Origin of the sequence: Vibrio sinensis (assembly GCF_003605645.1) — a bacterium.
Classification (GTDB): Bacteria; Pseudomonadota; Gammaproteobacteria; order Enterobacterales; family Vibrionaceae; genus Vibrio; species Vibrio sinensis.
On record NZ_QVMU01000030.1, the window covers coordinates 1 to 17,724 of the forward strand.

The following is a 17,724-nucleotide window of genomic DNA, read 5'->3' on the forward strand; positions in this document are numbered from 1 at the left end:
TTGGTAAAGAGAGTCGTGTAAAATATCGAGTTCGCACATCTTGTTGTCTGGTTATTGATTTTTCTCAGAACCATTTGATCACATGACAAGATGTGCATCTACCTTAAATTTATGATTTTTATCAAAATCATTAGGGGATTCCTCAGTGTTACGGGTTCTATAGCGCGTTGGATATTTATCAAAAAAGTCAGATAACTTCTTCAACCCGTAGTTTCGAGGGTCAAAATCTGGCTTCAGTCTCTTTAAGTACTTGCCTATTTCACCTAGTTTTGCCCAGCCCGATTCATCTCGATAGTTCTGCCAAGCTTGATGCATTAATCGCCATAATTCGCGTTCTGAGTCTTGATTAGAGCTTGGTTGTGCCTCCCCAAGATCAACATCAGCGTTTAAGTTCTCTATCGCTACAAAGTCATCACAAGCGTTTTTAAACGAAGTCGGAGTCATCGCTTTTCCTACACCGATGACGTGTATCTCCGACTCTCTTAATCTCGTAGCAAGACTTGTAAAGTCACTATCACTGGATATCAAAGCAAAAGCATCAAACCTTTGGCTGTACAAGAGATCCATTGCATCAATAATCATTAAAGAGTCTGTCGAGTTTTTTCCAGATGTATAGGCAAATTGCTGCTTAGCTTGAATCGCTAACTCATTCAAAGGCTGCTTCCAGTTTTTTAGTTGTTCAGCAGAAAAATCGCCATATGCACGTTTAACGATGATCTGCCCAAAACTAGAAAGCTCTTCAATAATCAGGTTTAGCTTTGAGTGTGGAGTGTTTTCTGAATCAATTAATACAGCGATTTTTCTGTTACCCATAATCCGTGCGTGACCATCCTTTATGTAGTTAGTTGCACTATCCAATTTTATTCCTTCCAAGGTTATTGTTCGCGCTCAAAAACAGTTACTAAGGTGCGACGCCCATTATCGTTAACAATAAGGTATGTGAATTTGGAAGTTGGATGCCCCCAAGCTTCTACATTGTCGGCAGTACCGTATTTTTTCGCTTTATGGGCCAAAACATTTGCAGGCAAATTTCGAATTCTCAACTCAGGATGTTTAAGTCGATTGACTAAACTCGCCCAGGGCTTTTTGGGATCTCCAGTGCTCAATCGCTCTTTATACTGTTCAACAGCGTGAGCGGTAACATAAACGGTCCCCATTGCTGGTGTTTCAACGGCATCATGCGTATTTGCATATTCCTGGCGATTTGCATCTAAGAGCACTGTTACACATGATTTTGGGTCGGCCATGAACTCACGACTTTGTGATACCTCTATTTGCACTCCAGCCATTCGGTTTTGAAGAAATGCTGCAAACTTTTGTGCATGTTTTTTCGTAGATTTACCACGGGCAAGCTTTTTGATTGCTCCCTTTGACACAACGAGTTTGTAGCCAGAACCAGAACCCGGCTCTCGACCCATTACTTTTTCTTCAAAGAGTAGGTATTGAATGGCTGATAATTCTGAAATCAAATCAGAATCTTCATGGGAAAAGTCGATTTTTACATCAAGAATTCCACTGCGTTTAGTGCCCACACGCCAGAATACTCGGCTCGTTTGGTCATCTAGTTTTTCAGAAAGAGTGGTTAGAATCATCATAGTCTTATCTCCGGTATTTAAGATCCCTTCCGGCATCGCCGTAAGGACCTCATTTAGTTAATATTCATACTTACTTTATCATGCTTTTTGAAAACGCAACCCCTCCCCTCCACTTTCACATGTGAAAGTCTAAGAAACGGTATTTTGCTCAGACTCCACGCGCTCTTTTTGCACAAACACCAAATACGATTCTGAACATTCACATTTTAACCAGTACTCTAACTTTTTCTTTGTTACCTTAGCTCTCTTGCTTCCACAATGAGCACAAGGAGTTCGCATTGAAGTGTTAGTGTCACAACAAAGACACTTTACGAAGTAACCAAACTTCCCATGACATGCTGTAAGCTGCTCAGCCTCACCACACTTTTTACAGCGGATTTTTTTTGAATCAACCTCATTACGAACAAGCATTTCGTTTTCCTGTTCTTTATGTAATGAGCCAGAGTTATCGACTGACCTGTTAGAACAAAGTTCATCCAATAAATATTCAGTTATGCTATGCAACTCTTCTTTAGTAAAAAAAGGTTCTGTTGCTAAAAACGCTTTAAGCTTTCCTTTTTCACCTATTCTCCTAACGGCATCAGCTACAGCTTCGCTTTTAATGATTCTTTCGTTAATGTCAGCAGGTATATTATCTCTGTGCAAAATACACGAGTTAGAAACAACGCATAACGAGTCCCACCGTCGGCCACCAACATTTTGCTGGACACCTAACATTTTCCCCAGGAACTTAGGAGCGTTATCAACAAGAGCTTTCTTCAATAATTGCTGTTGCAACTCAGCTTGTTTGATCGGAGAAGGAATACCTGACCAATAACCTTTATAACTTCTGGACCACTCACCACTCTCGTTAACTTTGACTTCCCCATAGATACTTTTTGATTCAAGTATTAGGAAACCGTATTTATGCAATACTAAGTGATCTATCTGTGCTTTTTCACCATTATACGTGAAGGTAAAATCGTTAAATACGTGAATTTCTTCGCTATCTTTAAACGCTCGACGTAAATAAAAAGCCACATCTCGCTCTTGTTTTTCACCTGCAATGATACGACTATCCTCTGAGTTACTTTCTGCTTTAATAGCCTTTGTTGTAATAATTGGCATATCAACACCTTTTAAATGCGAGTTCTTTATGCAGACTTTCACATGTGAAAGTCCAGCTAGTACGCCCAACTGTCAAAATCTGTATGGGTGAGAATTTCACCGTCTTTGGCCGGACGAACATAAACACTTCCATAACCCCCTTCTGTTCCAATCGCGTAACACGCAATAGAAAATGCAATTTGAGGGTTAGGTACAGTGGCAACTATTTCTTCATTGATTGTTACGACAGAACAATGACCCGTGTACGAATCTGGCAACTCAGAAATTGCGGTTGCTGCATCGAGCGTTTCACTTCCATCCGATATCAGAATGCTCATATTTAGCTACCAAACTGTACTAAAATCCAAAGAAACTACCACCAGCAAGTCCTGACGAATCGCCAACAACAGCAGCATAAATGGCAGCAGCTATTGCCGCAACGATGACAAACTTAACGATGGCAAAGCCAAAAGAGAACAGCCTCCATATTAAAAAGAACCCAATCACAGCAGCAATCCAGCGCCAATCAAAGGGTATATCACCTAAAGAACTATCAAGGGCTCTCTGAACTTCATATAGCCAGCCGTTTATCATATCCATAAGATCAATCTCCAGAGCATCATGCTCTTAGTGTACCGACATGACATTTTTTTAAGAGATGAGAACTTGCCCTTTTTTGGGCAAATTGAGGGACATGACAAAGAGCTACTTAGTAAAAGAGTGATCTGCTTTAGGATGGCAATCCTATTTGTGGTTGGTTGTGTTAAATAATCTACCACAATTCTATTTTGTGGTATCATTGATAACACAATTTACCAAAGGAGCACGACAATGGATATCTGGCATTATCCTCGTACACAGCTTGCTACGTTTATCCTTAACGGGATGGACAAAGGTCTTCTTCAACGAGTTTCAATCTTCGCTCCACGCAAGCGAGGAAAAACTCAATTCATTCAAAAAGATATCATTCCTATGGCTCGTGAACTTGGTGTCTTACCTATCTATGTAGATTTTTGGATGCAAAAAGACGACCCAGAAGGCATCTTCATTAAATCCGTCATTGATGCTTGTGAAAGGAATGAAGGATTTCTACATAAGCTTGGCAAAGCTCTCAACTTCAAAAAGTTAGGTTTTAGTGCAGCTGGTGGCAAAGTTGAAGTAGAGCGTTCTCAGGGAGAACTGAGAGCTGACTTGTTCGCTGTATTTCAACGCTTAAACGAGCTGGATATGCCTGTTTTACTGTTGCTTGACGAAGTTCAACATTTGGCTACTCGCAAAGAATTTGACTCGTTTACGGCAGCTCTACGCAGTTTTGTAGTGAACAGAGAGGATAACAACGTCAAATGCATCTTCACAGGTTCAAGTAGAGAGGGGTTAAGTCGCTTATTCAAAGACAACAAGGCTCCATTCTACAACTCCAGCCAAACCCAGATATTTGAAGAGCTGGATATGGATTTCGTTGAATTCGAGTTGGCCGCATTCAAAAATGTCACTGGTGGTGTCGAACTCGACAAACACAAAGCCCTAGAAATCTTAATCAAACAAAATCGCGCTCCCGCTCGGTTTGTTGAAATGTTAAAGAATATGGCCCTGAACATGGTTCATGACCTAGATATTGGTGTCCATCGTTATGACGTTGATCGTATCGAGTCAGAGGACCACTTTTCAAAAACATACGAACAACTGAAACCTATCGAAGTGGCGATCCTAAAGCTTGTTGCTGCCAATGAGTCAAAAGGTCTTTATACCAAAACAGGACTAGACAAAGTGAAAGCTTTCACTGGCGACCCAGAAACAGACGTTACAAAATGGTCGGTGAAAAATGCAGTCACACGATTGAAGTCGCTTGAGCTAATTTACAGCCCAGAGCGTGGGAAGTTGGAAATTGAGAACCACGACTTTCGTGATTATATTCTTGAAAAATAAGTGCCTTTCGGCATGTTAAGACTATCAGCCCATGCTTCATGCGTGGGTTTTGTTTATGAGTTGTACTTCTATATTCTCAAACCCCATGTCTCTAACCTGATTTACCAGGATATCAAGCCTCCACACTCTCAAGTCACTGGTTCTTCCATGTCTAATTGCATACGCGATTCCTTTACCACTATCAATCCCAACCAAATGAAACTTATTAGGATGCAGTTTAGATTCCTGCGCAATTAGTTTGGTCATTGTTCGAGTCTCCGCGAGACGGCGGAACTCACCTTCTTTTACTTGATGGAAAACGACTCCAGACATACATATCACCATTATATTGACTACATATGCTCATTATGTCGATTTAAAGGGGGAAATCAAAGAGGTTTTATTGCTGGGGCACGATAAGTAATAAGCTGAGGTTCGAAGCAGAAACGCCATCAGCCAGGTCAGTGATGTAATTTTGCACAAACTTTAACTAATTGTCCAAAGTCTCAAACACATCCCCCAGCAATATAGCACAATTAGTTCAACTGACTTTCAGTAACAACTTGATCCCAAGTGTGCAGTACCTTCGACAAATGCTGATGCTTCTTGTTGAACTCAACATCACTCAATACCGCTTTATACGGGGCACTTAGGTCGGAACAATTAATATTAGCCCCTACCAGTTGAAGCGTGTCAGTGAGGGAACCACCACTAGCATCAAGCCCTAAGCGGTCAACGGTTTCACTACTAACAAGCGCTTGTACAACATTGGCAAAGTCGCGTGAGCTTAATTGTTCAATACTAAGCTTTGTCTTACAGCTACTTTCCACTGCGGCCTTGTATTGAATGGTGTATTTCGCGTTAACTGGGGCCATAGAGTGCATCGCCATTAGATACGCATCAACTTCTGTTTTAGGGAAAACATCCGCTTGAGCTGAAAATGCAGTTAACGTCGCTAGCAGTAGTCCAATTTTCTTCATCATTCTTGTTCCTGTTACATTGTTCAAAGTGGCATTATTTACTCGACTGATTTTCAAGCTAAATATTACATTCAGTCAAGCACTTATCACTTTTCGAACATGGGTAGTAATTCCTGAACACTTTTTTCACAAGCGGCTTGTCTACGGCCACTTTCGTAAAAGTAAGCCCATAGACTTTGTGGCATCCCCTCAAGAAACTCGATAGGAAAAGGATTAGGTGTTTTAGCCCAACAGTTTTGCTTCTGGTCAGAATAACCTTGTCGTTGCGCATCTTGCTGAAATAACGTGTATAACGCTTTTAGTTCATCATCATTATAGAAACAATGATAATTACCACCAACTAGTTGGTTGGTCCCTAGTTCTATCCATAGAGGATACCGAGAAGAACTACCGAAACAAATTAACTGATAGTGTGGCTTCGATTGTCTTACCTCATCTTCACAAAGCTCTACTTTGCTGGAGGTAAATGTATCTTTCCCTATTAAAAATGGATTGTATTGATACTGACTAGCCATTTTATCTCCTTGATATTCATATTTGCGCTGGTTTTCCCAGTTCCGGCATCCACCTCGGCAAGTAACTCGCCATCGAGGCCATAAACATAGAGCACACCCACGCCACCAGCTGGCTTAATCCGCTGGTGGTAGTGAAAAAGGTTCATAGAGGTCAGTCAATCCCAGTGAGTTCAATCACTTCAACGCATGTTTAGATGAGCAACTTCAACCTCTATGCAAATCCTCTTCTAACTTTTGCTCCTCATCATCTGTGACTACACCTTTAAAGACATAAGTTGTTTCACGGGGCAATTCTTTTTCTTTGAATAAGAGAGCTTTTATATCGCCTACCTTTGCTACTTTACTTTGGAATTTACTAGGCATCTTCTCAAACTGAATCTCACCTATACCTCCCCTACCAAGGAAAATATTAAATATCGCATATTCCTTGCCATTTCTTTTAAGAGCAAATTTATATCCAGTTACAGGTTCGTCAGGGCATATTTTTATTTCTTTAAGCCATTTTTTTCTAACTGTATCCAGCCCATCAAATATCTGTAGCAACTTCCCACTCTTGGAACGCTCCATCATATCCAGACGTTTAAATTGCTGAATTAGTTTACCTTTATCCTCTTCCGTAATGTGTAGGTAGAAGGCAGTTAATGCCTCTACCTCATAACACCTCAACCACTCACAATCTGAGTAAACGGCTTTTTTTAACGACCTTATGACGTTTGATATTACTGACATCCACAACCTCTCCCTTATTGCCCACGCCACCAGCAGGCTTAACCCGCTGGCGGCGTGTTACAAGCATGAATGTTTGCTATGTGTCACCGTGAACACCGGGATGTCTAATGAATGCAATTAGCGACTGTACCGCTCCTACTGTCCCAGCAAACACCCCCATACCTAAAAATAACCAAAAAACCATCTCGTGCTGAATTTGTCTTTCAAATAAACCAAACCAATTTGTGATGTAATATCCTACTCCCCCAAATGCAGCACCAATAATGGCCCCACCAACTAAAAAGGGGAGAAATACTGTTATCATGAATGCACTAAATCCTTTCATCTTCATCTTCAATTCTCACTTATGGGATATTAGCAATGATGTTGCTTCCGATATTACCAGTGGTGACAAAAAATACCGTTAGCGTTGGAGGTGCATCTTAACGGTGAAACGCATTCGACGAACTCTTTAACCGTTTTTCTAATGACGCTTTATCCCACCATCGGTTAGCCTGCATCTTTGGAATTATTTTTCCTAGCCCAGCAAATGAGTTACCAACCCCTGCTCCTAATCCACCTAATATCATACTGCGCCCTGAGTTAAGCCAAATATCATCACAGCTGCCTGTAACTTTGTTCTTAGCAGCTGTCACACCACCTCCAATTACCCCACTACCCAATGAATTGGCAACGATATTTTTCCCCCAAGACAACCCCTTAGTTAAATTACCAAGACCACCTCCCGCAGCCCCTGTAACGACAGCAGCCCCAAAAGATGCAAAGTCAAACGTCTGTCCTGAATGGTATTGAGCAATCGCATTAAGCGAACCGCCAACGAAAGCCCCAAAAGCAACCCATCCAAACTCGCCTGTAGGATCAATAAACTTCAACGGATTTCCATGCACATACCCATAGGTATCCACTCCATCGAACAGGCCAAGGCGGTCTGATTGTAAGTAACGGCCAAGTGCTGGGTCATAGTAGCGATGCCAGTTGTAGTGAAGCCCAGTCTCTGCGTCAAAATACTGCCCAGGGAAACGTAAGTTGAACTTGATTTGTTCTGTCGTGACAGTCGCTTTGCCGAACGGAGAGTAACTGGCTTTCCATACCGTGGCTCCGGTCTCATCGGTCAATGCTTGCGGCGTACCTAAATGATCGTTATGGACGTGGTAAACGGTGCCATCCACCAGGTAACTATTTAACTTTGGAATTCGTGAAAGATTAGCTGAGACCATCACTTTTCTTGGCTATTTCCTTTCGTCTCTCTCATGTGTCGTTCAATTCCTTTTTTTTGCTTTAAGCAACGAATCGTGCTGCAAACTCCTAAAGCTAGGCATACCCCTCCCCAAACAGCAATCATCATAAAAAGAACAAATATTGATTCAGGATACCCGATCAATCTATACGCACCGTAGGATATGAGTCCCGTCATAACTCCCACTAAAGGGATCAGAATCAGATATATAGAAATCTCTGTTTTGTATGCCATATTTACTCTCCGTTACCTATTGGCATATTCACACCTCCAACCAAACCCCACGCAAACTCACCTGTAGGATCGATCCTTATTAGTGGATTTCCATGCACATACCCATAGGTATCCACTCCATCGAACAAGCCAAGGCGATCAGCCACAGCCAGCACCAGCGTAATCTGCCTTATGTTCCAGCGAAGAACCTCATCACTTCCGGAAGGTAATGTAAGAGGTGGCCACCTTTATCGAAGAACAGAAACCAAATAGAAGCTCCAATACAGAAAATACCTAAAAGAACTAGCTCTATAGATGTGTTTGCATACACTGACACATTGCTATCTTTTTTGAATTTCACAATCTTGTATTTAAATAGTGCAACAAGACCTACATAAAGGCATCTTATCCCTAATGGAATTGCTATAAGCAACCCACCTAAAGTCATGAATGTGTACAAAACAAAGTCAAGCCAATTATTGATTTCCAATTGTTGTTCCCCCAGCAGAACCTATAGCCGAACCATACGATTCGTAGTTAAAACTAACCCTTTTTTTCAAATCCACCCCGATTATGTCTCGTGGTCTCAAAATATTTTTGCCTAATATTCCCCCGCCAAAACCAACTGCTCCACCAAACGAGCCAAGAATTGCACTTCTTCCTACCTGATATAAATCAAGGCTCTTTTGATACCTTTGATCACAACCAGAAGACTTTTCAGTTAACTGAATATACATATTGCCAATAGCGCCTGATGATGCACCAAAAAATACAGCTCTCCTTAGAGTGCTTCCAAACCCTCCAAGTGCCCCCGTAGCACCAGCCACAAGAAGTCGCCCCGCATCAAACGAACCAGTTTGATATTGTCTGTATCCTTCAAAGCCTATGTTAACCATTGCCCCAATAATTTGCGGAACCCATAAACCAGTAGGATCGGTGTAAATAGCAGGATTATTCAATGCATAGGCATAGGTGTTAATCCCACCAGCCAGCCCTATTGGGTCACTGGTGATATATATCCCTGTATTCGGGTCATAGTTGCGATGCCAGTTATAGTGAAGCCCAGTCTCTGCATCAAAATACTGGCCGGGGAAACGCAAGTTGAACTTGATTTGTTCTGTCGTGACAGTCGCTTTGCCGAACGGAGAGTAACTGGCTTTCCATACCGTGGCCCCCGTTTCATCGGTCAATGCTTGCGGCGTACCCAAATGATCGTTATGGACGTGGTAAACGGTGCCATCAACCAGATAAGCCATCAGCTGGCCGTCAAGCCAGACATATTCTCGCTGGGTTTGCCCGGTTCCGGCATCCACCTCGGCCAGTAACTCGCCATCGAGGCCGTAAACATAAAGCACATCCACGCCACCAGCAGGCTTAACCCCGCTGGCGGAGTTGCTTAGACTAAGTAAATATCAGTTTTCAGGTCGAAAGATCCTGATTACTTCTTCAATGCCATTTGCAGCCGCAAGATCGTTCAACATTGCTTCACGCCCAACCCCTGATTCCCAACTTTCCTTTTGCTCATTGATCACTTTTGCTACTACGCTTTTAAACTCTTTCAGTTCCAACTGAGATACCAATGTTGTTTTCAGCTCAGCTTTCAATAGCCTAGAGTTAAACATTAACACCTCTAAAGGCCATCGCCATACAGCGTTTAAAGGCTTGACCCCAACTACCTCGTCTACTTTGTAATGCCTTCCGTTAGAGTCGTATATTTCCATTTGGTTAAAGTACCCACCTTTTAGAGCGGCATTAGTACATTTCCCCAAATGGCTTCCGGTTAGTTCTACGTGAACTGATTTTTTCTTTTTACTGACCAGTAGCACTGGATATGTAAGTTCCACAACCACCCCCTCTTACTGTCCACGCCACCAGCAGGCTTAACCCGCTGGCGGCTTTCTTTAGAAATTATCAAACTAACTTTTTAGAAAATTCATTATCATCCTCAAGCCTGAACACAGCGAATAAATCTTCCAGCGTCTTACATCCCATCACCGCTTTTTTCAACTCGGCTTTGCTGTCATAGAATTGACCCCACACAGAGTACGAACCGCTTTCAGTAGCCAGATTAGCGATCATCTCTACCCAGTCCACAAAATCATTTTCTACTAGGTGAAGAGAACATTTGATGTCTCTAGGCTTCCCCAATAACTGCAAACAAACTCGTTGTATAAAACGAGGGCTAACCTCTTGTACTGAGTCAATTCTCCAGACGCTACCATCTCCTTTGATAAGTAACGATCCAACATAGCGATTTCCTATCTTTTTAGCCGAGGCGGACGCCTTCTCTAGGGCTTCCTCATAGATAGGCAGCATAAAGTTTTCTTTTTTACTCAGTAATATACCTTTATTTTTCACTGCACCCACAACCATTCCCTCCTGCTGCTGTTAACCCTAAGCCTGCTACGGTTTCTCTTGCCCATATTGGAACACCATTAAACCAACCTTTAATTCCGTTATTGTGAATTTTTGTATTGTGATAGATGTTTGTGAATGGTTTTGGATTAAGGTTCCAAGGCTGATTAAATATACGCTCTAATTTTTGATTACCTTCAAAGTGTCTTCTTTCAACAAGCCAATGATGAATATGTTGTCGTGGCGGGATGTCCTTGTTTATGTTTTTCGCGTACCACCTTCTCGTTGCTCCCCATGAATGGGGGTTGCCTTTAGTAGTGACAGCACTTTTGAAGCGATGAACTTTTGCTACCTTCACGGCATTGAACATTCCACCCCCAAGAGCTGCCAATCCAACATCACCCCAGTTAACGCAATCAATTTTCCCACCGTTATCATAAAGCTGATATGCCAAATCTATCCCGGCGAACACCACTCCCCATGCGAACTCACCTGTAGGGTCTATGCTCGACAGCGGATTTCCACGCACATACCCATAGGTATCCATTCCATCGAACAAGCCAAGGCGGTCTGATTGCAGGTAACGCCCCAGAGACGGGTCATAGTACCGATGCCAGTTGTAGTGCAGCCCAGTCTCGGTATCAAAATACTGGCCGGGGAAGCGAAGATTAAAGGTGACTAGCTCTGTCGTGACACTGGCTCGGCCAAATGGCGTGTACTGCGCTTTCCATACTACTTCACCCAGTTCGTCTGTCAGGGCCTGCGGTGTGCCCAGGTGATCATTGTGAACGTGGTAAACGGTGCCATTCACCAGGTAAGCCATCAGCTGGCCGTCAAGCCAGACATATTCTCGCTGGGTTTGCCCGGTTCCGGCATCCACCTCGGCCAGTAACTCGCCATCGAGGCCGTAAACATAAAGCACATCTACGCCACCAGCTGACTTCCTCACTCGTTGATGAGCACTGTTATAGTGATAGATTGATGTTTCGCCATTGACCGTAGCCTCAGTCAATCTATTGAAAGCATCATAGACAAAGACATCCGTTCCTCGGCCAATCGTGTTTCCGTTTGCATCATAGCTGTAGGTGATCGAGCCAATACTTGTTTTGGTTAGACGATTGCTATTGAACACAATGCTGTACGAATCTTTCACGCCGTCGCGGTAGATAGCCGTCCGGTTGCCGTTGTAGTTGTAGGTGTACTCTCGGGTCCCGTAACCACCAGTAGCATCAATCAAGCGGCTCAGCTTGTCGTAATTGAAAGTTTGGCTATAGCCACTATCCATTAAGTCTGTAATTGAATCGACATTGCTATTGGCCGTATAGAGATAACTGCGGTGCATTGCACCAGCAACCTGTACAGACTCCAATTGATAGTTCATGTCGTACTGGCGCTCTTCCCAAAGCCCATTTCCATGAGTCAGATCAGTTACAGGCCCAAAAGGTTTCCGTACCAAGTCAGAGACTAATGTTCTGCTGTTAACACCATTATTCAATGTAATGCCAATGACCTCTCCAGCTACATTGCGCTGATAAACCGCTTTGCGGCCACTCGGGTACTCGATACTCGCCAACTGCCCTGCACCATCATAGGTGTAATTGGTTAACAAGGTGCGGCCATCCACAATTAGTTCTTGGCTGGCTATCTCACCACTGGCTGTGTAACTGTATTTTGATACGCCAGAAGCGTCTGTAATGGAAGTAAGCTGCCCTACCCCATACAGCGCTTCTGGCTCATCGTAGCGGAATGTCACACTAGCATTAGGTTGACCATCCACAGTGATTGAAGAAAGGCGATTAAGCGCGTCGTAGTGATAAGTGAAAACCTGACCGTTGGCATCTGTTTTACCGATCAGGTTTCCAGCCTTGTCATAAGTGTAATGAGCCGTGCCTGTGTCTGGGCTTTGTACTGAGAGAACATCGCCATATCCGTTGTATGAATAGTAAGTTCTCCGCCCTCTTGGATCAGTGACTCTCGTTACTAAGGCATTATCGTTATACTGCATTGCAGTGGCGCGGTTAACAGGGTCAATTGATTGGAGCAGGTTGCTAAAACCATCATAGCGGTAGGCATAAGCATTTCCAGAAGGGTCAACTTTGCCCGTTAGGTTGGCTGTCTTGTCATAGGAATAGGTATAAACATTTCCCGTTCCATTTGTTGTTGATGAAAGCCAACCATTCAAAGTGTAACTATGCAGTTGCTTCCAGTGAGCAATGCCACTGTTATCTTTCAGCTCAACTTGCTCAATATTTCCTAGTGAATCTCGATTGATACTTTGTCGATTTCCATTTGCATCAATCACGGCCATCAGCTGCTGAGCAGCATCGTACTCATAAGTGAAAGTGCTATTGGTTGGTAAGGTGATAGATACCAAGAGTCCTGATTCATCGTAAGAGTACAATGTAGTTCCATCTGGACCAGTAGAAGAAATCATTTGACCTAACGTGTTGTAGTTAAGCGAGTAGCTTACTCCATTGGCATCTGTGACGCTCTGAGCCCTTCCATGAGCATCGTAATTGTCAAATGACACTACGTGCCCAAGAGAGTTGATAACTCGGCTTAGGTTGGCTTGAGCGTCGTATTCAAAGCGCGTTACATCATCAACATCCACCCGTGGACCATCCACTGATTTCAGTTGTCCAGGAACACCAAGAGAGTCTGGATAATATTCAAATGCCCACTGCCTGACATCTGAGTTGGTTCGGTCAATCAATTTAAGCGTTAACAGCCGCTGGCGGTCGTCATAGGTAAATTCTTGGACCAAGTATGACGATGTAATTTTGGTTGGTTTTGGGAACTCTGAATGCCATTGTGTTGTGATCGTATCACCAGTCGAGCTTGTCCTCGAAATTTCAAGTCCTCTTTGGTCATATTGGTAAGAGAATGATTGGCCTTCTTCATTGATAATTGACTTCAACTCACCGTTGGTATCGTAGCCAAACGACTTCGTACCACCAGCAAAGCCAGTACATGCAGCACCCTGTATACTGTCAGGCTTTAGTTTTCCGTTATAACGACTAAACAGATAATGTTGTTCGTGACCTAGAGCATTCGTTACCGTAACTGAACCATCAGGGTTGTATGTAACACTTGTCCTATCAACACCACTGCTATGTTCGCTCAGAACAGCGCGACCCGAAGGATCATGAGACCACGTAGCAAATCTGCTTCCCTTTTCATCCGTAAGGCCAGTCAAAAGGCTTGGGTTTAAACTGTCTTCATAGTGGTAACGTCGCTGATTGGCATCCGGTTTATGCACTGCAACTAACAATTCATTCGAATAATCGTAAGAGAAGGTTTGTCCAGCAGGGTCGATCATCTTTATGATCTTCCCTTGATCGTAACTAAACCTTAAAGTCCGGCCAAAACTGTCAGAAACAGAGTCTAACTTACCGTTGGTATAATTCAGATCCAGCTCATTTCCCGATGGATGAACAATACGTATCAACTGACCATTACTATCATATAGTTCGACAACACCATCAGCCCTCTGATATCTCCAACCAGAATCTTTGTATAACCGATCATCACTTTTCCATGTTGGCATCCAAACCGCATTTGTCCGGTAGAATGCTAACTCTTTCCCATCTGGCCGATGCAAGACAACCATATTCTCTCCGTGACTTTCTTTGTCAAAAATCACTTTGTTTGAATAGTTGTGGCTCCATCCAATACCAACATCGCTTTGTTTACCACTCAAAGCTAACTGGCTGTTGTAATGTCGTGTGAATACAAGAGGCTCCATACCAGCGCTTACATAATCGGTTTCTTGCTGATATTTATTACCAGTAGCTAGGTTGATAGGGTTTCCAACGCACAGTTCTGTCTCTGGTTTACCAAGATCTCTATTGAGAAGTGGAGAATCAGTCATCTCCCCAGGAATTATGAATTTTGTCAGTGTAGTTCCAGAGAGAGCTCCAAAGTAACAAGTGTCAGGGTCATAACTACCTGGAGCATCACTACGATGCATACATAGCCATGAGATTAGTCTTCCATCACTATACGTTTCACTCGGGTATAGCTTTTCACTCACATAGCTGTGTGTGCTTGCGAGCTCGTTAATTCTATAGTCCCTTAAAAATTCATGCGCTTGCTCTGGGAGATCAAATCTCATTGCATCAATTTCTGAACTACCACTGGCATTGATACGCCACTGAGCAGAAACAGCACTAGGAACTATAAGTGCTAACAAACAAGCTCTTGCGATTAAGTTAGTATGAAAATGATCCACTGGTTTCTAAAGTCCATTAATTACTTTCTACACGGACTCTATTATCAACTTAATCAAAGAGATTAACTTCATGCTTAACTGCCCTATACGGGCGCATACAGACATGAAACAATGGCTAATATGGAAGCGGGTTTTAATTGAATCGCTCGACTTTGTTTTACTGCTCATAGCAGTGAAACGAAGTTGAGTGATCAGCGAAGCCGCATCAGCGGTGAACGCTACTGATCATATATAGATCCATAGGATCATAAGATCATGCAGCGTGTTAGGTAGCTTAATATCAGGAAATTTCCTAACTTTAAGCTTTGTTTCTGTAAGCTAAAGCTTAATATTAGGAAATTGAAGCTTAATATTAGGAAGTTCATCTCTATCACATAGCTTAATATTAGGAAACACACCTATATCTAAGCTTAAAATGAGGAAACGCCTTAATCCGTATATATAGCTTAATTTTAGGAAAAAGGCGTTAAGCAATAGCTTAATTTAAGGAATTGGATTACTTGGAGGACTTACCAGTACGAAGTTCGGAGAGCTCTGATGCCATGCCACCACCAAATGGGCCATGACTGGTTTGTTGGGCCAAGCGCTTCGATTCCTCAGATAGAAGGGAGTCATCTCTGTGTATCAATCCTGGCTCTTCTGAAAGACGCGATAACCGTCTTTTAACTGGTTTATCTGCTCCTGGCTTTTTCTCATTATCACTATCACCGTCTAATTGATCATTTCTAAGTTGGATAACGACTTCTTGATCAACGTGCAATAGTGAATTGTTACTCCAGTGCAGCCTTATCGGTTTTCTCCACTGCTGGTCAAAAGGCACATAGTTAGCTTTGATATGACGCAAACGAGTCTCTTGTACCGTTCCATCTTTCTTGTCTATCAACTGATCTAAATACAGATGAAGTTTTGACTTTGAGAGAGTGGAAGATAAACCAGAGCCAGAGACGCTGTTGATTATCTCCTTTCCTCTGCTCACATCTTTTGTCGGATGGTGAACAACAAGAACCGCGACATTCGCTTCATTGGCAAGCCTCTCCAAAGCAATTCTGATGTAATAGTCATCATCTACTACGTCAGCTGAGCCAATTGCATCACGCAATGTATCTATAACTACCAAGTCGTACCCTTTGGCCGTGGCAATAAGTTTTTCCAGTGCACTGGATGCTTCTTCCCACTCTTTAGTATGTTTAGATGAGCCTGAACTACAAATTGGATCAGAATGCTTGTATATCCCAATGCTCGATTTTAATCGGTCTTTGATGCTGGTGGAGAACTCAGTCAAATGTGCTTTGATACGCGGAAGTGTTCCGGGCAAGGAATCTTCGATCGGCCATATCAAAGTTCTAAGCACTTTGTTTTCCTCATCCCGTACACCAATTAATGGGTACTCTGGCAAAGCCATCTCATAAGCTATTGATAAAGACAAATAGCTCTTACCAGAATCAGGTGGAGCGATCAGAAATCCGACACTGCCTCGAAACAAACCTTTCAAAATCTGTTCTTTGTTGGAATTGGCTAAACTTTCATTAATGTCTTCTTCGCTTAGAGCGATAACATCCTCATTGTGGAGTGTTGTTGTCATGTCGTTACCTCTTCTTTCTCTTCATCGCCCAGGTACAACAGCATAATATCTTGCTTACCATCGTCACGTACTTTCTCTTGGAGTAGCAATCGGAAATCTCGCAATAACACATCCTTTTTCAAAATGACTTCGGCCATAGTGTTATTGATATGGCGACTCAGATGCTGTTTAGACACTCTAACCTTGTTGGCATAGTAATCTTTAATAAGGTGACTCAGATACTTACCATGTACATATTCACGCTTATGAGCATCAATATATTTACAGAAGTCAGTAACAGCATGTTTGCCCGTTAGCTGCGGGTAGACTTTTAAAAAACGTTTCCGGCTAATAGCTCCCTCTTGTCGCAAAGACGCAGTGAAAGTCTTATGCACTCCAACTATGAAGTGAGTGATCGTATCTGCCCTGATAGATCCTTTATTTTTAATCCCATCCAGAACCAGCAATGGAATGTAGTTGCTGTCCACCAGCTTCATTCGCGTGTGGTAGTGAGGTAGCGTTTCACCATCCTTCTCGTAATCCAAGACCAGTAACATTTGTGATAGCCTTTGAAGTCTTGTCATTACTGTGTTCTTGTTGGCCTTTTGATTTTTCAGGTTCAAGAACTCAAACAGTGTTGTGAAGTCACAAAGGAAGTAGTCGTATACCCCACTAAACATTTTTGTATCGAGAAGGTTGTGGTATTGGTGTGACAACTTATCCAGTTCGACATTAATCTGCGCGAGCTCAATAGCCTGGCGAAGCGTTAAGCCAGATAGGTCTACGTACATCCCCCCTACACTAACGATCCCTTCCAGTAGATGTCTGTCATCGGCCAAGCAGACAGCACTGTATACGTCGATTCTAACGGCATCGAATTCACGTTTATTAGTCCCCTTCTTCCAGTATGGCTTTGACAAGCTGGTGGATAGAAGAGGCTTTTGTGCCAGTAGCTGTTGCTCAAGTTCAGCCTTGTTACCACTGATCCTTGTAATTAAGTCTCGCGGAATTCTACCTGGCAAAAAGATGCAATCCATTAACGTAGTAGTCGATGGCCTGCTGCCAAATGCCTCGTTGACTATCTCAGCAGGGAAATACCCTTCTAAATTGTCTGTGTTACTACTCATTTTTTAATACCGTAATGTTTTTTTGAAGCATACCACATACCTTAAAAAGAGGAAAACAAGCCAAATAGATGTGATTTATACCTTAAAAAAGGACAATAGAACGCTTTACATTTCACGTTATAGCTTAATTTTAGGAAATGTTCGACCATACCTTAATTTTAGGAAAAGCCAGATCACGCTCTTAGGCATT

Annotated in this window: 19 protein-coding genes; 1 reads left to right on the top strand and 18 read right to left on the bottom strand. The window is 42.6% G+C overall.

Translation table 11 applies throughout. The features are described from left to right. Positions 1 to 78 precede the first annotated feature (78 nt). The 5 genes from DZ860_RS20575 to DZ860_RS20595 all read right to left on the bottom strand — a co-directional run bounded on the left by DZ860_RS20575 (position 79) and on the right by DZ860_RS20595 (position 3,281). Positions 79 to 858, bottom strand: a complete 780-nt coding sequence (locus DZ860_RS20575; protein WP_243641897.1) for an NYN domain-containing protein — start codon at positions 856 to 858, stop codon at positions 79 to 81. A gap of 17 nt (positions 859 to 875) precedes the next feature. Further along, complete coding sequence (locus tag DZ860_RS20580) at positions 876 to 1,595, bottom strand: hypothetical protein (RefSeq protein WP_032073007.1); 720 nt, start codon at positions 1,593 to 1,595, stop codon at positions 876 to 878. A 129-nt stretch (positions 1,596 to 1,724) separates the two neighbouring features. Beyond that, positions 1,725 to 2,702 carry a nuclease-related domain-containing protein gene (locus DZ860_RS20585; RefSeq protein WP_032073006.1) on the bottom strand — a complete coding sequence of 326 codons (978 nt, stop codon included), beginning with the start codon at positions 2,700 to 2,702 and terminating at the stop codon, positions 1,725 to 1,727. Positions 2,703 to 2,758: 56 nt separating this feature from the next. Continuing rightward, the gene (locus DZ860_RS20590; protein WP_014386658.1) at positions 2,759 to 3,019 is read right to left on the bottom strand and encodes a hypothetical protein; all 261 of its coding nucleotides are present in this window, start codon (positions 3,017 to 3,019) and stop codon (positions 2,759 to 2,761) included. Between the two features lie 19 nt (positions 3,020 to 3,038). After that, entirely contained in the window at positions 3,039 to 3,281 is a 243-nt protein-coding gene (locus DZ860_RS20595; RefSeq protein ID WP_014386657.1) for a hypothetical protein, read from the bottom strand. 231 nt (positions 3,282 to 3,512) lie between these two features. On the opposite strand from DZ860_RS20595, the gene DZ860_RS20600 reads away from it, so the two are divergent. Next, entirely contained in the window at positions 3,513 to 4,607 is a 1,095-nt protein-coding gene (locus DZ860_RS20600; RefSeq protein WP_014386656.1) for an ATP-binding protein, read from the top strand. 36 nt (positions 4,608 to 4,643) lie between these two features. On the opposite strand, the gene DZ860_RS20605 is transcribed toward DZ860_RS20600, so the two are convergent. From DZ860_RS20605 to DZ860_RS20675, 13 genes are all read right to left on the bottom strand, one after another. Then, positions 4,644 to 4,919, bottom strand: a complete 276-nt coding sequence (locus tag DZ860_RS20605; protein WP_014386655.1) for a hypothetical protein — start codon at positions 4,917 to 4,919, stop codon at positions 4,644 to 4,646. Positions 4,920 to 5,122: 203 nt separating this feature from the next. Continuing rightward, positions 5,123 to 5,569: a hypothetical protein gene (locus DZ860_RS20610; RefSeq protein ID WP_014386654.1), complete on the bottom strand. Its 447-nt coding sequence runs from the start codon at positions 5,567 to 5,569 to the stop codon at positions 5,123 to 5,125. An 83-nt stretch (positions 5,570 to 5,652) separates the two neighbouring features. Next, positions 5,653 to 6,081 (bottom strand): hypothetical protein, encoded by a 429-nt coding sequence (locus DZ860_RS20615; RefSeq protein ID WP_014386653.1) that lies wholly within the window; start codon positions 6,079 to 6,081, stop codon positions 5,653 to 5,655. A 204-nt stretch (positions 6,082 to 6,285) separates the two neighbouring features. Then, on the bottom strand, positions 6,286 to 6,810 hold the full coding sequence (locus DZ860_RS20625) for a hypothetical protein (protein WP_101905910.1): 525 nt from the start codon (positions 6,808 to 6,810) through the stop codon (positions 6,286 to 6,288). Between the two features lie 76 nt (positions 6,811 to 6,886). Continuing rightward, on the bottom strand, positions 6,887 to 7,141 hold the full coding sequence (locus DZ860_RS20630; RefSeq protein ID WP_041154783.1) for a hypothetical protein: 255 nt from the start codon (positions 7,139 to 7,141) through the stop codon (positions 6,887 to 6,889). 91 nt (positions 7,142 to 7,232) lie between these two features. After that, positions 7,233 to 8,027, bottom strand: coding sequence for an RHS repeat-associated core domain-containing protein (locus tag DZ860_RS20635; protein WP_032073003.1), 795 nt, complete (start codon positions 8,025 to 8,027; stop codon positions 7,233 to 7,235). Beyond that, positions 8,027 to 8,281 carry a hypothetical protein gene (locus DZ860_RS20640; RefSeq protein ID WP_101905909.1) on the bottom strand — a complete coding sequence of 85 codons (255 nt, stop codon included), beginning with the start codon at positions 8,279 to 8,281 and terminating at the stop codon, positions 8,027 to 8,029. The genes DZ860_RS20635 and DZ860_RS20640 overlap by 1 nt, the downstream gene beginning before the upstream one ends. A 455-nt stretch (positions 8,282 to 8,736) precedes the next feature. After that, positions 8,737 to 9,615 (bottom strand): RHS repeat-associated core domain-containing protein, encoded by an 879-nt coding sequence (locus tag DZ860_RS20650; protein ID WP_243641898.1) that lies wholly within the window; start codon positions 9,613 to 9,615, stop codon positions 8,737 to 8,739. Between the two features lie 57 nt (positions 9,616 to 9,672). Next, positions 9,673 to 10,104 carry a hypothetical protein gene (locus DZ860_RS20655; protein WP_101905908.1) on the bottom strand — a complete coding sequence of 144 codons (432 nt, stop codon included), beginning with the start codon at positions 10,102 to 10,104 and terminating at the stop codon, positions 9,673 to 9,675. Between the two features lie 67 nt (positions 10,105 to 10,171). Further along, a complete protein-coding gene (locus DZ860_RS20660) occupies positions 10,172 to 10,627 on the bottom strand; it encodes a hypothetical protein (protein ID WP_133305458.1) in 456 nt (151 codons plus the stop codon). Beyond that, positions 10,608 to 14,807, bottom strand: a complete 4,200-nt coding sequence (locus DZ860_RS20665; protein ID WP_014386644.1) for an RHS repeat-associated core domain-containing protein — start codon at positions 14,805 to 14,807, stop codon at positions 10,608 to 10,610. The genes DZ860_RS20660 and DZ860_RS20665 overlap by 20 nt, the downstream gene beginning before the upstream one ends. 535 nt (positions 14,808 to 15,342) lie before the next feature. Further along, positions 15,343 to 16,428, bottom strand: a complete 1,086-nt coding sequence (locus DZ860_RS20670) for an AAA family ATPase (RefSeq protein ID WP_046224244.1) — start codon at positions 16,426 to 16,428, stop codon at positions 15,343 to 15,345. Continuing rightward, entirely contained in the window at positions 16,425 to 17,534 is a 1,110-nt protein-coding gene (locus DZ860_RS20675) for a hypothetical protein (RefSeq protein ID WP_046224245.1), read from the bottom strand. The genes DZ860_RS20670 and DZ860_RS20675 overlap by 4 nt, the downstream gene beginning before the upstream one ends. Positions 17,535 to 17,724: the final 190 nt, after the last annotated feature.